Source organism: Streptomyces sp. NPDC052299, from assembly GCF_040679335.1.
Taxonomy (GTDB): domain Bacteria; phylum Actinomycetota; class Actinomycetes; order Streptomycetales; family Streptomycetaceae; genus Streptomyces.
Map to the genome: position 1 here is coordinate 492,296 of NZ_JBFAUP010000001.1, position 14,050 is coordinate 506,345.

The window sequence follows — 14,050 nt, forward strand, 5'->3', positions numbered from 1 at the left end:
TCCACCCCAGGAGCGTCTACCGGGGCTACTGACGAGCGGCTCAAGCCTCGGGTGATGGACGTCCTCGCGTCGCTCGCACATCTGATCGGTCGGCGGACGCGAACCAGCAGCTCAAAAAGGGGCTAGGCGAACCCGTTCCACGCGATGCATGCGACATCCACGGCTGGACAAGCTTTCCACGCCCGTCAGGTTGCAGCGGAGGACCGTAGTGAGCTTATTGAACAGGATTGTCGGGCCCCGGCTTTCACACCCACAGGGAGTGGACGACTTGGTGTCCGCCGATACGGGTGGCACGGGGCCGGATTCGCTCCTTGTTCGGTCATCCGGGGCCGTCACCGCTCGGCGCATGGGCGATCGTCGAGTCACTGTGGTCGTTCGTATGCGCAAGGACCCGGTCGAGGAAGCACTGGTACGAGTCCGTTTCGAGCAGGCCCAGACGACTCACCGGAACAAGCGGGAACGTCAGGTCAGGTCCCTCTTCTCCCAGCAGTCCCGGAACCAGACGAGCGTCGCGTGCAGGCACTCCCTGCTTTCCTCGTCGTCGAGCACGGAAAGGCGGAAGCTGGGCCGCAGTTCCAGCTTGCCTTCGGGGATCGAGACGTCGTCCATCTCGTTCAGTCGGCCCAGCAGGTCGGCGCGGAGAGCGCGATCCGTGAACGGTTCACGGTTCGCCATGTGGGCGAACACGACCTCTGCCGTGCCGCCGCGCCCGCTTCCCGGGTAGAGCGTCAGCGGCCAGATGCCCTGACCCGGCGCTCCTGCCTTGCCCAGCATGAGGAACGCGCTGGTCGTGACCTCGCCGGCGCCGTATCCGATCCATCCCCCGAGCTTCTCCCAGTGAGCGAGGAGCTCGCGGACGGCGGTGACGGTCTCGGGGGCTTCGTCGGCTGCGAGTTGGTGGAGGAAGCGCGCGGCGCGGGTTTCTTCACCCTGTCGCTCCGGACCGGTCGGCGAGTCCGACTCCGCTGCCTGGCCGTCGGCGCTGTCGAGGAGCAGGCCGAGGTCGTCCACAGTGAGGCGCTGGGCCGGATCCGCTGCGCCGGTGGCCGTGAAGTGGATGCCGTCGGCGCTCAGCCGGACACGCACGTCACCGCCGTCTGCCCCGGCCCAACGGAAACCCTCTGCGATCTTGCCGTCGGCGTTCAGAACCCGGTAGGCGTTGACCACGCCCTCGCTGTTGGCGAGATGGACGCCCACCGCCTGCGCCCCGGATCCGATGAACGCGGCGAGATCTCCGTACGACGTCCAGGTGCCGTGCGGAAGCGCGGCGAGCACCTGGTGGGCGAGGCGCCAGTCCCGGCTCCGTTCGGCGCGCCCGACACCGCTCAGAGGAGCTGGCCACATGCGGATGGCCCGGTCGGCGAGGTCGTCAGCTCGCGCGAGAATCTCCTTGGCACCCCATCGTTCGGTGGCGGCGATGCGGCGGTTCATCTCCAGATGGCTGCCTTCGAGAAGTCCTTGCTTGCGCTGGAAGGGATGGTTCGACAGTTCCGAATTCACCCCGGTCAGCGTCAGGTTGCCGAGCGTGTGCTGCATCCGGGAATGCAGGTCCTCCGCCGTTTCGCCCTGCGTGGTGTCGTCGTCCAGCATGCGCATCCATTCGTCGCCGGGCGACTGGGGCATCACGTGCTCGATGGTCAGCTGCGCCGATGCGAAGTCGACCGGTTCGGGATGGTCGTAGCTCTCCTCCAACCGCTGGAGCACCAACCTGCGTTGGTTCGGTCGTCCGTACTGGTAGAACGGCGCGGTACGGATCTTCTCGCGCAGCTCGCCGTCGTCCGGCCAGGAGCGGTTCTCAGCGGAGAGGAGTTGGTGAAGCCCCGCGGCCACGCCGACCCCCTGCGGAAGCTGCGCGGGCACGGCCTGGAAGATCCGGTTGAGGTTGTTCGTTGGGATGCGGCAGATCGTCCGCCGCACCAGGTAACTCTCGACGTACGACAGGGCACGGGCCGTCTCTGCGGCGTCGGCCTCACCGTGCTCCCGCCGGTCGAGCACAAGCATCAGCGCAGGGTAGGTCACCACGGCCTGCCAGTCCTGCAGCCGCTTCAGGCAGCCGCGGACGTGCGGATCCGTCTCCTCGTCCGGACGGATCACCTTCCGGAAGTGGGCGCTGCGGCGGTGCAACTCCTTGATGTATGCCTCGATTTCCGCCTCAGCCTGTGCTCCGCTGGCCGCCTGGCTCTCAAAGCGGTGCTGCTGTGCGGTGTACAGGTCCTGGCGGCGGACCCGGTCGTCGCCGTCGAGGACGAGCTGCAGCCACATCAGTTGCTCGAGCTCGTCGTTGCTCAGGCTGTTCTGCAGCGGCAACCAGTGGGTCTCGTAGACCTTCTCGCCGCAGGTCGGCAGGCGCATGAACAGATAGTTGCGCAGCAGGTCCGCCTGGCTGAGCTTCAGTCCGGTGTTGTTGAGGGACTCGAAGATGCGGTGCACGTTGTCGCCGCGCTCTGCGGTCACGGAGACCAGCGTGAGCCTGGAGGTGATCGCCTGCTCGACCCGCAGTACATCCTGCGGGGCTGTGGCGTCGTCTGCCTCTACGAACTCCACGAGCTTGCGACGGAAGAAGCGGTAGGCCGCGGCGACCCGGTCCCCTGACACCTGCTCGGACTGCACACCGTGAACATGCGCGGCGTACTGCGGCCGGTCTGCCTGAGTCGGCAGGAGACGGAGATGATCCCCGCCTTTCTTGCGCTTGTTGATGAGGTACTCCTCATCGATGCGCTCCGCCTCGTCCGGCTGCGTCTCGGAGATGTGGTCACGGATAGCGGCCAGGGCGAGGGAGAGCGTGGTCAGCCGCTGCTGGCCGTCGACGACGAGCCAGCGGGGGAACGTGGCCTCGTTCAGCGGAGAAGGGGCCAGCACGACAGAGCCGAGGAAATGCGTGCTCACCGTCGAGTCGGTGCCCACCAGCTCGGCCTGTTCCAGGATGTCGATCCACAGCTTCGCCAGCTGCTTCTCGGTCCAGGAATACGTCCGCTGGTAGAGCGGAACCTGAAACTGCTGGGCTCGCCCCTGCACCAGGTCGGCGAAGTGTGTTTCCTCAGCCCGCATGGCGGTGTCCATCCTCGGTGGTCTGTCTCGGCGCGTTCGGATCCTGGGAATCGACGATATGGCTCAGCGCTGACAGGCACGTCGACTTCACCGAGCCCACCCCATCGTGGGGCGGTGTCGCCATCGTCGAGGCGCAGCGGAGTTGGTGACCCAAGTTCGCGACTGCGCAGGTGCGAGTCAGGTGTCGCAGAGACGGATGATCCCGCCTGGTGGGTACGTGCTGGGAGACCCCGACCAAGATCTTCTCCCAGATTTCTCCCAAACGATCTCCAGAAACGAGTCAGGGGCCTGACCCGCGATGCGGATCAGGCCCCTGACCTGGTGTTTCAGCTGTCGGGGTGGCGGGATTTGAACCCACGACCTCTTCGTCCCGAACGAAGCGCGCTGCCAAGCTGCGCTACACCCCGATCGCCGCCGGTCTCCCGGCGACATCGACAACTCTAGCCCACCGGCGCCCGGAGACGAAATCCGGTTTTTGTCGTGATCGGCGGCGGCGGGCCGGTCAGGCGTCCCGGGGTGTCAGGGTGAGCAGGGTCGCCTCCGGGGGGCAGGCCACGCGGACCGGGGCGTAGCGGCTCGTACCGCAGCCCGCCGAGACGTGGAGGTAGGCGCGGTTGCCGCCCGAGTAGTGGGTGGAGAGGCCCTTCACGCGGTCCGTGTCCAGGTCGCAGTTGGTGACCAGGGCGCCGTAGAAGGGGATGCAGACCTGGCCGCCATGGGTGTGACCGGCGAGAATCAGGGGGTAACCGTCCGTCGTGAACGCGTCCAGGGAGCGCAGGTACGGGGCGTGGACCACGCCGATCGAGAGGTCGGCGCCCGTCTCGGGCCCGCCGGCCACCTCGGCGTAGCGGTCGCGCTTGATGTGCGGGTCGTCCAGGCCGGTGAAGGCGAGCTCCAGGCCGTCCAGCTTCAGCCGGCCGCGAGTGTTGGACAGGTTCAGCCAGCCGGCCTCGTCGAAGGCGTCGCGCATCGGCTCCCACGGGTTGTGGACGACGCCGGTCGCCGGGGCGTTCCCGTTGAGGCCGTGCTTGCCCGACGCCTTCTCGAGGAGGTAGCGGACCGGGTTGCGCAGCTTGGGACCGTAGTAGTCGTTGGAGCCGAACACGTACACGCCCGGGAGCTCCATCAGCGGACCGAGCGCGTCCAGCAGCTCCGGCACGGCCTCGGGGTCGGAGAGGTTGTCGCCGGTGTTCACCACGAAGTCCGGGCGCAAACCGGCCAGGGACTGCAACCAGGCGCGCTTCTTGCGCTGTCCGCTGACCATGTGCACGTCGGAGACCTGGAGGACGCGCAGCGGGCGTGCCCTTCGCGGAAGCACCGGGACGGTGACCCTGCGCAGGCGGAACGAGCGGACCTCGAATCCTGCCGCGTAGGCGAGGCCGGCGGCGCCGGCCGCGGCGGTGACCGCCGTGATTTTCAGGGGTACTCCGTAGCGTGCGCGCATGCGCCCATCGTCGCAGACGCCCGGCGTCCGCAGGAAAACAGGCGGGCGCCGGGCACCCCGCACCTGCCACAATCACCTCATGACCACGCTCAAGTCCAAGCTCAAGGAAGACCTCACCACGGCCATGAAGGCGCGTGACGAGCTGACCTCGTCCACGCTCCGGCTGACCCTCACCGCGATCACGAAGGAAGAGGTCGGCGGCAAGACCGCCCGCGAACTCTCCGACGACGAGGTGCAGAAGGTGATCGCCAAGGAGGCCAAGAAGCGCCGTGAGGCCGCCGACGCCTTCGCCAAGGGCGGCCGGGCCGAGCAGGCCGAGCGGGAGAAGCAGGAGGGCGCGATCCTTGAGGCGTACCTTCCGCAGCAGCTGAGCGACGAGGAGCTGTCCGCGATCGTGGCCTCCGCCGTCGACGAGGCGAAGGCCGCCGGAGCCGAGGGGCCGCGCGCGATGGGCGCCGTCATGAAGATCGTCAACCCGAAGGTCGCGGGTCGCGCCGAAGGCGGCCGGGTGGCCGCCACGGTGAAGAGGCTCCTCGCCGGCTGAGCGAAAGCGGAGCAGGCCGCGTACATACGAGGGCGGGGCGCCCCGGATCATCCGGGACGCCCCGCCCTCGTGCGCGTAACGGCCGGTCAGGGGCCGTTCGTACCGCCGCCGTTCTGACCGCGGCCGTGACCGTTGTTCCCGCCGAGAATGTCCGGCGGGATGCTGATGCCGGGGAACGGGTTGTTGTCGTCGCCGGGCTTGTTGTCGCCCGGCTTCTTCTTGTCCCCGCCCTTGTCCCTGTCCTTGTCCTCCTTCTCCTTCGCCCGCGGTACGTCGACCGGGTTGAAGGAAGGGGTCTCGGACGAGCTGAGGGCGCCGGTCATCGCCGTCCTCCAGATCGGGCCGGGCAGACAGCCACCGCAGACCTTGTCGTAGTACTGGCCGCCGATGACGATGTCGATCATCTTGTTCTGGTGGGCGCCGTCGCTGCCGACCCACACCGCCGTGGACAGGTTCGGCGTGTAGCCGACGAACCAGGCGTTCTTGCGTTCGTCGGTCGTACCGGTCTTGCCCGCGTTGTCCCGGTCGCTGAGGCCGGCCTGCGTGCCGGTGCCGTCCTCGACGACGCCCTTGAGCATCTGGTTTATGGTGTCGGCCGTGTGCTCGCTCATCGCGCGGTTGCACTGCGACTTCGGCACGTCGATCGCCTTGCCGTCCGGCTTGGTGACCGAGAGGATCGCGACCGGCGTGCAGTACGTGCCGCGGTTGGCGAAGGTCGCGTACACGGACGCCATCGCCAGCGGGGTCGACTCCTGCCCGCCCAGCGTGGTGTTGGCGACCTCCAGCAGCGGCTTGTTGTCGCCGCGTTCGTAGCCGACCTTCTTCGCCATCGCGAGCGTCTCGCAGAGGCCGGTCTTCTCTTCCAGTTTCGCGAAGTAGGTGTTGATCGACTTGCCCAGCGCGCTGGTCATGTCGAACATGCCCTTCTCCGTCTCCGTTTCGTTCTGCACCTCCCACGGCTTGTCGTCCGTGGGCGCGCCCGCGCAGGTGCGGAACGCGTCGGCCGGCAGGCTGATCTTGCGCGGGGTGTCGAAGCTCTGCGCCGGGCTGATGCCCTTCTCCAGTGCCGCCGCCGCGGTGATCGGCTTGAACGTCGACCCGACCTGGAAGCCGGCGTAGCTGCCGCCCATCGCGTGGTCGACGGAGAGGTTCAGCATGGTCTGGTGCTTGGAGGGGTCGAGGCCGTACGGCCGGGACTGGGCCATCGCCAGGATGCGCCCGGTGCCGGGCTGGACCTGGACGACCGCGTCGGCGACCTTGTCGTCCTTGTTGACCCGGGAGACGGCGGCCTCGTTGGACGCGGCCTGGGACCTCGGGTCCAGGGTCGTCTTGATGGTCAGACCGCCGGTCGCCCAGAGCTTCGCTCGGTCCTTCTCGGTCTTGCCGAAGGCCGGGTCGCTCTTGACGATCTTCGAGACGTAGTCGCAGAAGAACCCGGCGCCGCTCACGGCGGTGATGCAGCCGTTCTGCGGTCGCTTGACCTTCAGCTTGATCGGGGTGTTCTTGGCCTTGTCCGCCTGCTCCTGCGAGACCTTGCCGATGTCCGCCATCCGCTGGAGCACGGTGTTGCGGCGCTTGGTCGCTTCCTCCGTGTCGTTGATGGGGTCGTAGCGGCTGGGCGACTGCACGATCCCGGCCAGCAGCGCCGCCTCCTCCAGCTTCAGGTCCTTCGCCGACTTGGAGAAGTAGCGCTGGGAAGCCGCCTCGACGCCGTAGGCCTGCTGCCCGAAGAAGGTGATGTTGAGGTAGTTCTCCAGGATCTTCCGCTTGCCGAGCTCTTCCTCGACCTGGATCGCGTACTTCAGTTCCTGGACCTTGCGGCCCAGTGTCTGCTGGGTGGCCTCGGCGACCTTGGCCGGGTCGTCGCCGGCCTCCTCCACGAAGACGTTCTTCACGTACTGCTGGGTGAGGGTCGACGCGCCCTCCGCCGTACCGCCCGCCTGAACGTTGCGGTTCAGCGCGCGCAGGATGCCCTTGAGGTCGACCGCGCCGTGCTCGTAGAACCGGGCGTCCTCGATCGCGATGATCGCGTTCTGCATGTAAGGGGAGATGCTCGTGAGCGGCACCACCGTGCGGTCGCGCGAGTAGACCGTGGCGATCAGGCCGCCCTTGCTGTCGAGGATCTTGGTGCGCTGGCTCAGTGGCGGGGTCTTCAGGTTGGCCGGGATCTCGTCGAACCCGTCGACCGTCCCCTTGGCCGCGAGGCCCAGTGCTCCGGCCGCCGGCAGCGCGATGCCCGCCAGGACGACTCCGGAGAGTGCGGCGACACCGAGGAACTTGGCGGCCTGCTGGGTCGTGGTGAGACCCCCGCCCGAGCGCTTCTTTGGCATGGGGGCAGCCTAATCCGTAGATATGAGCGTTCCGTAGGACCGGGGGTCTCTCGGAGCGTTCGCGTACCGGACCGTGACATTCGGCTCCGGCGTGGGTGCCGCGCTGCGGCTGCTGGACCTGGTGGCATGGCGACGCGAGGCGGCTACGTTTCCATTCGCCGGACACACGGATATGCCTTGGCCTAAGCTGCTCTCAACTGTCACAGCAGTCCGGTTCCATATCAACCCCCATGCGCGATCCGGCCACACGCTCGGCGCTCCCGAATTCGCCCAGCGTGTCACGGAATGTCCGATGTGGTTCTGGCAGACTGTCCCGATTCCGACGGGATGGTCCCGCATGTCCTCACCTCACTCCCCTGGGTGATCTGCCGTATACGCATAGTCCGTTCGGGCCATTCAAGATTGGGCCCGAAGGGGGTGTTGTGCTGTCGCCACCTTCCGTAACGTCCTCAACTGGCAGCGGTGAATATGCCGCTGCCGCCGTGGGGGAGCCTCGATTCGGGAGAGGACGGCGCCGGGATGGGCTGGGTAACCGACTGGAGTGCGCAGGCAGCCTGCCGCACTACTGATCCGGATGAACTGTTCGTACAAGGGGCAGCGCAGAACAGGGCCAAGGCGGTGTGCACCGGATGCCCGGTGCGGACGGAGTGCCTGGCCGACGCGCTGGACAACCGCGTCGAATTCGGCGTGTGGGGCGGGATGACCGAGCGGGAGCGCCGCGCGCTGCTGCGCAGACGGCCGACGGTGACGTCCTGGCGCCGGCTGCTGGAGACCGCCCGCAGCGAGTACGAGCGCTCCTCGGGCATCCTGCCCGTGGCGATCGGGCTGGAGGGCAGCGAGGAACTGCACGAGACGTTCGCCGCCGTCGGTTAGTCCCCGGCGGTCCGTACGTTGTACGGCTTACGTGGAACGAGGGGCTAGACAGCTCCGGCCGGTGTGGAGCCGGTCGCGAGGCGCTCCCCGATGGCGCGCAGGCCGGAGAGGTCATGGACGTCTCCGGGCAGTGCGGCCACGGTGGTCACGGCCACCTCCGGGTGCAGCGCGGTGAAGCGGTCGCGTGTGTCCTGTTCGCGCGCGACCACTTGCATCCTTTCGGCATGCAGACGGAGCAGGCCCGCGGTCAGTTCTTCGGTTGTGACGGCCGCCGCGCTGACGGGGCGGGGTTCGGAGTCCGTGGCGGGTGCACGCCCGGCCGCGGGGGAGTCGGCGGGCTCACGAAGTCCAGCCTTCCCGGCCGCCTGATCCACAATGCCGTCGGTTTCAAGATTTTCTGCGTCAAGTCTCTCCGCGCCGTCGAGCGCCCGCTCGGCGGAGAGCCGCGCGGCGTCACTGCCATGGACCCGGTTGAGCACCAGCCCCGCGAGCGGCATGTCCTCCGCGGCCAGGCGCTCCACGAAATACGCCGCTTCGCGCAGGGCGTCCCGCTCCGGAGTCGCGACGACGAGAAACGCCGTACCGGGCGCCTGGAGGAGTTTGTACGTGGCATCCGCCCTGGTACGGAAGCCGCCGAACATGGTGTCCATCGCGGCGACGAACGTCTGTACGTCACGCAGGAACTGACCGCCCAGCAGCTTGCCCAGCGTCCCGGTCATCATCGACATGCCCACGTTGAGGAACTTCATCCCCGCGCGGCCGCCCATCTTCGCGGGCGCCATCAGCAGCTTGATGAACTTCCCGTCCAGGAACGACCCCAACCGCTTCGGGGCGTCCAGGAAGTCCAGCGCGGACCGCGAGGGCGGCGTGTCCACGACGATCAGGTCCCACTCGTCCCGCGCCCGGAGCTGCCCCAGCTTCTCCATCGCCATGTACTCCTGCGTGCCCGCGAAGCCGGCCGACAGGGACTGGTAGAAGGGGTTCTCCAGGATCGCGCGGGCCCGCTCGCCGTCCGCGTGCGCCTCGACGATCTCGTCGAACGTCCGCTTCATGTCGAGCATCATGGCGTGCAGCTCGCCGGAGCCCTCGATGCCCTTCACGCGGCGCGGCACGTTGTCCAGCGAGTCGATGCCCATGGACTGGGCGAGCCTGCGGGCCGGGTCGATGGTGAGGACGACGACCTTGCGGCCGCGCTCCGCCGCCCGCACCCCGAGCGCCGCCGCGGTGGTCGTCTTGCCGACGCCGCCGGAACCGCAGCAGACGATGATCCGGATGCCCGGATCATCGATCAGGGCGTCGGTGTCCAGTGCCGGCACGGGAGCCGCCGCGTCGATGTCGGCGCCGCTCCCCGCCTTCGTGCGCGCTGTCATGAACCCGCCCCTCGTCCGGCCCCCGCCTGGCCCGCACCCTGTTCGCGGAGCGCCGCCGCCAGGTGGTCGAGCCCGGCCCGGTCCACTCCCTCGCCGATCAGCGGCAGCTCGTACCCCGGCAGACCGAGCCCGGCCAGAACGCTGCGCTGCTCACGCTCCAGCGCGACCCGCTGGGTGTGCTCGGCGGCCTGCTCGATCAGGGGGCGTACGAGCCCCGCCGCGCCGGTCACGCCCGCCCGCGTCAACGTCTTGGCGATCTCCTTGCGCCGCCCGCCCGCCGTGGCGCGCAGTGCGTCCCCGTCCAGGAGCTGCGGGCGCACCATGTTCACGATGACCCGGCCCACCGGCAGTTCGGCGGCGCGCAGCTCCGCGATGCCGTCCGCGGTCTCCTGGACCGGCATCTCCTCCAGCAGCGTCACCAGGTGCACCGCGGTCTCCGGGGACTTCAGCACCCGCATCACGGCCTGCGCCTGATTGTGTATCGGGCCGATCCGGGCGAGCCCGGCCACCTCGTCGTTGACGTTGAGGAAGCGGGTGATGCGGCCGGTCGGCGGGGCGTCCATGATCACGTAGTCGTAGACGAACCGGTTCTGCCGGTCCTTGCGGCGGACCGCCTCGCACGCCTTGCCCGTCAGCAGGACGTCCCGCACGCCGGGCGCGATGGTGGTGGCGAAGTCGATCGCGCCGAGCTTCTTGAGCGCCCGGCCCGCGCTGCCGAGCTTGTAGAACATCTGGAGGTAGTCGAGGAGCGCCAGCTCCGCGTCGATCGCGAGCGCGTAGACCTCGCCGCCGCCCGGGGCGACGGCGATCCTGCGCTCCTCGTAGGGGAGGGAGTCCGCCTCGAAGAGCTGGGCGATGCCCTGTCTGCCCTCGACCTCCACGAGGAGGGTGCGCCTGCCCTCGGCCGCGAGGGCGAGCGCGAGGGCGGCGGCGACCGTGGTCTTACCGGTACCGCCCTTGCCGCTGACGACCTGGAACCTGCTCACGTATTCGAGCCTAACCAGTCGCGCCGCAGGCTACGCACGAGGCTGCGCGTGCCCCGGATTGTGCAGGCATTACAGTCGGGCCATGACCAAGTGGGAATACGCGACCGTGCCCCTTCTCGTGCACGCGACCAAGCAGATTCTGGACACCTGGGGCGAGGACGGCTGGGAGCTGGTCCAGGTCGTTCCCGGCCCGAACAACCCCGAGCAGCTCGTGGCCTACCTGAAGCGGGAGAAGCAGTAGTGGCGGGCACCGTCGAGGCGAAGCTCGCCGAGCTCGGACTGCCGCTGCCGGCCGTCGTACCTCCGCTGGCCTCGTACCAGCCGGCCGTGCAGTCCGGGGTGTACGTGTACACGTCCGGCCAGCTGCCCATGGTCGACGGCAAGCTGGCCGTGACCGGCAAGGTCGGCGCCGAGGTCACGCCCGACGAGGCCAAGGAGCTCGCGAAGACCTGCGCGCTGAACGCCCTTGCCGCGGTGAAGTCGGTCGCGGGCGACCTGGACCGGATCGCACGGGTCGTGAAGGTCGTCGGCTTCGTCGCCTCGGCCACCGACTTCACCGGCCAGCCCGGTGTGATCAACGGTGCGAGCGAGCTGCTGGGCGAGGTCCTCGGGGACAAGGGTGTGCACGCCCGCAGCGCCGTGGGCGTCGCCGTGCTGCCGTTGGACGCGCCGGTCGAGGTCGAGATCCAGGTCGAGCTGACCGAAGCCTGATCCGTACGTCGCCGCCCCTGATCCCGTCCGGCCGTGAGGGCCGGGCGGGATCTTGTGTGTACGCGCCATGTACGGATACGGGTGCCCCTCGAACATCGACGCGGTTCCGGATAGCCTCCGGCCATGTCCAATGGTCAGTGGTACCCCCCGGAATGGCCCGGCCGGATCAGGGCCCTCGCCGCAGGCGAGCTGACGGCCGCCGAGCCCCGGCGGGCTGCCACCGTGATGCTGCTCCGGGACGACACCACCGGCTTGGGGGGCGCACCCGCCGTCCACATGCTGCGCCGGCGCACCTCGATGGCCTTCGCCGGAGGGGCGTACGCCTATCCGGGGGGCGGCGTCGATCCGCGCGACGACGACCGGCTCGTCCGCTGGGCCGGGCCCACGCTGGAGACCTGGGCGCACCGGCTGGGCGTCGGCTCGCCAACCGAGGCGCAGGCGATCGTCTGCGCGGCGGTCCGCGAGACGTACGAGGAGGCCGGGGTCCTGCTGGCCGGTCCGACGCCGGAGACCGTGGTCACCGACACCACCGGCGAGGACTGGGAGGCCGATCGCGCGGCGCTGGTCGCGCGGGAGCTGTCCTTCGCGGAATTCCTGGAGCGGCGCGGGCTGGTGCTGCGCTCGGACCTGCTCGGCGCGTGGGCGCGCTGGATCACGCCGGAGTTCGAGCCGCGCCGCTACGACACGTGGTTCTTCGTTGCCGCGCTCCCCGCGGGCCAGCGCACCCGGAACGCTTCGACGGAGGCCGACCGCACGGTGTGGATCACCCCGGGGGACGCGGCCGACGGATACGACCGGGGCGAGCTGCTGATGATGCCGCCGACCGTGGCGACGCTGCGGACCCTGCGGCCGTACGCCACCGCGGGGCAGGCGCTGGAGGCCGCGTCGGACCAGGACCTCACCCCCGTGCTCGCGCAGGCGCGTCTGGACGGTGACGAGCTGGTGCTGAGCTGGCCGGGGCACGAGGAATTCACCAAGCACGTCTCCACGGCCGGTCCTAACGAAACGCACGGCGGAGAGGAAGAGGGCGGCGCGAAAGGTGGTGCGGAATGAGTGACGCGGCGGCGCTGCCCGGACAGCCGCGCGGCAGTGTGCTGTCCGGCCCGGCCACGGCCCGTGCGGTCAACGTCCTGGCGCCCAATCCTTCGCCGATGACGCTGGACGGGACCAATACGTGGATCGTCGCCGAGCCCGACTCGGACCTGGCGGTGGTCATCGATCCGGGGCCGCTGGACGACGCCCATCTGCGGGCCGTCATCGACACCGCGGAGCGGGCGGGCCGCCGGATCGCGCTGACCCTCCTCACCCATGGCCACCCCGACCACGCGGAGGGCGCGGCGCGGTTCGCGGAGCTGACCCGAACCAAGGTGCGCGCGCTCGACCCGGAGCTGCGGCTCGGCGACGAGGGCCTGGGCACGGGCGACGTGATCACGATCGGCGGCCTGGAGATGTACGTGGTGCCGACGCCGGGCCACACGGCGGACTCGCTGTCGTTCCATCTGCCGGCCGATCAGGCGGTGCTGACCGGGGACACGATTCTCGGACGCGGGACGACGCTGGTGGCGCACCCGGACGGGCGGCTCGGGGACTACCTCGACTCGCTGCGGCGGCTGCGCTCGCTGACGGTGGACGACGGGGTCCACACGGTGCTGCCCGGCCACGGACCCGTGCTGGACGACGCGCAGGGGGCGGTCGAGTTCTATCTCGCCCATCGCGCACACCGGCTGGCCCAGGTGGAGACCGCGGTGGAAGCGGGCTATCGGACCTCGTCCGAGGTGGTGGCCCATGTCTACGCGGACGTGGACCGTTCGCTGTGGCCGGCCGCGGAGCTGTCGGTGCGGGCGCAGCTGGACTACCTGACCGAGCATGGGCTGATCTGACATGCGTGTGGGGCCCCGCCGATGCCGGCGGGGCCCCACAGGCCAACGGGTCAGCGCGACCGCTTGGCCAGCCGCTCCACGTCCAGAAGGATCACCGCGCGGGCCTCAAGACGCAGCCAGCCTCGGCCAGCGAAGTCGGCGAGGGCCTTGTTGACCGTCTCGCGGGAGGCGCCGACCAGCTGGGCCAGTTCCTCCTGCGTCAGGTCGTGCACCACGTGGATGCCTTCCTCGGACTGGACGCCGAAGCGGCGCGACAGGTCCAGGAGCGCGCGGGCGACGCGGCCGGGCACATCGGAGAAGACCAGGTCGGACATCTGGTCGTTGGTCTTGCGCAGGCGTCGGGCGACGGCACGCAGGAGGGCAGTGGCCACCTCGGGGCGGGCGTTCAGCCAGGGCTGGAGGTCGCCGTGGCCGAGGCCGAGGAGCTTGACCTCGGTCAGTGCGGTGGCGGTGGCGGTACGCGGGCCCGGGTCGAAGAGCGAGAGCTCACCGATCAGCTCGCCGGGGCCGAGGACCGCCAGCATGTTCTCGCGACCGTCGGGGGAGGTGCGGTGGAGCTTCACCTTGCCCTCGGTGACCACGTAGAGGCGGTCGCCCGGGTCACCCTCGTGGAACAGCGCGTCACCGCGCGCGAGGGTCACCTCACTCATCGAGGCGCGGAGCTCCGCGGCCTGCTCGTCATCGAGCGCCGCGAAAAGCGGGGCGCGCCGCAGAACGTCGTCCACGAGTTCTCTCCTTGTCGGCCTGTCCAGGGAACCGTGGTCCCCATCATGCCGGACGGTAAAACAGTGCGATCAATCACAAACCAGTTTGACGCACGTGCGTGCCGAGGGGGACGGCAGGGGGCCGATTGGGGGCGGATCA

12 protein-coding genes and 1 tRNA gene are annotated in these 14,050 nt (G+C 69.2%); 6 read left to right on the top strand and 7 right to left on the bottom strand.

Going from position 1 to position 14,050, the window contains the following annotated elements; all coding sequences use genetic code 11:
• Positions 1-462: 462 nt before the first annotated feature.
• The 3 genes from AB0L33_RS02270 to AB0L33_RS02280 all read right to left on the bottom strand — a co-directional run bounded on the left by AB0L33_RS02270 (position 463) and on the right by AB0L33_RS02280 (position 4,492).
• Complete coding sequence (locus AB0L33_RS02270) at positions 463-3,060, bottom strand: DUF262 domain-containing protein (RefSeq protein WP_365677197.1); 2,598 nt, start codon at positions 3,058-3,060, stop codon at positions 463-465.
• Between the two features lie 321 nt (positions 3,061-3,381).
• Positions 3,382-3,455 (bottom strand) — tRNA-Pro (locus tag AB0L33_RS02275).
• Between the two features lie 95 nt (positions 3,456-3,550).
• Positions 3,551-4,492 (bottom strand): metallophosphoesterase, encoded by a 942-nt coding sequence (locus tag AB0L33_RS02280; RefSeq protein ID WP_365677198.1) that lies wholly within the window; start codon positions 4,490-4,492, stop codon positions 3,551-3,553.
• Between the two features lie 79 nt (positions 4,493-4,571).
• Here AB0L33_RS02280 and AB0L33_RS02285 point away from each other — a divergent pair, with 79 nt between their 5' ends.
• Entirely contained in the window at positions 4,572-5,036 is a 465-nt protein-coding gene (locus tag AB0L33_RS02285; protein ID WP_365677199.1) for a GatB/YqeY domain-containing protein, read from the top strand.
• Between the two features lie 86 nt (positions 5,037-5,122).
• On the opposite strand, the gene AB0L33_RS02290 is transcribed toward AB0L33_RS02285, so the two are convergent.
• Positions 5,123-7,366, bottom strand: a complete 2,244-nt coding sequence (locus AB0L33_RS02290; RefSeq protein ID WP_365677200.1) for a transglycosylase domain-containing protein — start codon at positions 7,364-7,366, stop codon at positions 5,123-5,125.
• 519 nt (positions 7,367-7,885) lie between these two features.
• Between AB0L33_RS02290 and AB0L33_RS02295 the strand changes: the two genes are divergently transcribed.
• On the top strand, positions 7,886-8,239 hold the full coding sequence (locus AB0L33_RS02295; RefSeq protein WP_365677201.1) for a WhiB family transcriptional regulator: 354 nt from the start codon (positions 7,886-7,888) through the stop codon (positions 8,237-8,239).
• Between the two features lie 44 nt (positions 8,240-8,283).
• On the opposite strand, the gene AB0L33_RS02300 is transcribed toward AB0L33_RS02295, so the two are convergent.
• Positions 8,284-9,609: an ArsA family ATPase gene (locus AB0L33_RS02300; RefSeq protein ID WP_365677202.1), complete on the bottom strand. Its 1,326-nt coding sequence runs from the start codon at positions 9,607-9,609 to the stop codon at positions 8,284-8,286.
• Positions 9,606-10,595, bottom strand: a complete 990-nt coding sequence (locus AB0L33_RS02305) for an ArsA-related P-loop ATPase (protein WP_365677203.1) — start codon at positions 10,593-10,595, stop codon at positions 9,606-9,608. The genes AB0L33_RS02300 and AB0L33_RS02305 overlap by 4 nt, the downstream gene beginning before the upstream one ends.
• A gap of 82 nt (positions 10,596-10,677) precedes the next feature.
• Here AB0L33_RS02305 and AB0L33_RS02310 point away from each other — a divergent pair, with 82 nt between their 5' ends.
• The 4 genes from AB0L33_RS02310 to AB0L33_RS02325 all read left to right on the top strand — a co-directional run bounded on the left by AB0L33_RS02310 (position 10,678) and on the right by AB0L33_RS02325 (position 13,186).
• Positions 10,678-10,836, top strand: a complete 159-nt coding sequence (locus AB0L33_RS02310) for a DUF4177 domain-containing protein (protein ID WP_003991873.1) — start codon at positions 10,678-10,680, stop codon at positions 10,834-10,836.
• Positions 10,836-11,306, top strand: a complete 471-nt coding sequence (locus tag AB0L33_RS02315) for a RidA family protein (RefSeq protein WP_365677204.1) — start codon at positions 10,836-10,838, stop codon at positions 11,304-11,306. The genes AB0L33_RS02310 and AB0L33_RS02315 overlap by 1 nt, the downstream gene beginning before the upstream one ends.
• 123 nt (positions 11,307-11,429) lie before the next feature.
• A complete protein-coding gene (locus tag AB0L33_RS02320; protein WP_365677205.1) occupies positions 11,430-12,359 on the top strand; it encodes an NUDIX hydrolase in 930 nt (309 codons plus the stop codon).
• Positions 12,356-13,186, top strand: coding sequence for an MBL fold metallo-hydrolase (locus AB0L33_RS02325; RefSeq protein WP_365677206.1), 831 nt, complete (start codon positions 12,356-12,358; stop codon positions 13,184-13,186). Before AB0L33_RS02320 ends, AB0L33_RS02325 begins: the two co-directional genes overlap by 4 nt.
• Before the next feature lie 50 nt (positions 13,187-13,236).
• On the opposite strand, the gene AB0L33_RS02330 is transcribed toward AB0L33_RS02325, so the two are convergent.
• Positions 13,237-13,911 carry a Crp/Fnr family transcriptional regulator gene (locus AB0L33_RS02330; RefSeq protein ID WP_014046869.1) on the bottom strand — a complete coding sequence of 225 codons (675 nt, stop codon included), beginning with the start codon at positions 13,909-13,911 and terminating at the stop codon, positions 13,237-13,239.
• Positions 13,912-14,050: the final 139 nt, after the last annotated feature.

What these genes read in the sequence shown, in the direction of transcription:
- AB0L33_RS02270 (WP_365677197.1), bottom strand. Translation starts at nt 3,060, where the DNA reads ATGGACACCGCCATGCGGGCTGAGGAAACACACTTCGCCGACCTGGTG.
- AB0L33_RS02280 (WP_365677198.1), bottom strand. Translation starts at nt 4,492, where the DNA reads ATGCGCGCACGCTACGGAGTACCCCTGAAAATCACGGCGGTCACCGCC.
- AB0L33_RS02285 (WP_365677199.1), top strand. Translation starts at nt 4,572, where the DNA reads ATGACCACGCTCAAGTCCAAGCTCAAGGAAGACCTCACCACGGCCATG.
- AB0L33_RS02290 (WP_365677200.1), bottom strand. Translation starts at nt 7,366, where the DNA reads ATGCCAAAGAAGCGCTCGGGCGGGGGTCTCACCACGACCCAGCAGGCC.
- AB0L33_RS02295 (WP_365677201.1), top strand. Translation starts at nt 7,886, where the DNA reads ATGGGCTGGGTAACCGACTGGAGTGCGCAGGCAGCCTGCCGCACTACT.
- AB0L33_RS02300 (WP_365677202.1), bottom strand. Translation starts at nt 9,609, where the DNA reads ATGACAGCGCGCACGAAGGCGGGGAGCGGCGCCGACATCGACGCGGCG.
- AB0L33_RS02310 (WP_003991873.1), top strand. Translation starts at nt 10,678, where the DNA reads ATGACCAAGTGGGAATACGCGACCGTGCCCCTTCTCGTGCACGCGACC.
- AB0L33_RS02320 (WP_365677205.1), top strand. Translation starts at nt 11,430, where the DNA reads ATGTCCAATGGTCAGTGGTACCCCCCGGAATGGCCCGGCCGGATCAGG.
- AB0L33_RS02325 (WP_365677206.1), top strand. Translation starts at nt 12,356, where the DNA reads ATGAGTGACGCGGCGGCGCTGCCCGGACAGCCGCGCGGCAGTGTGCTG.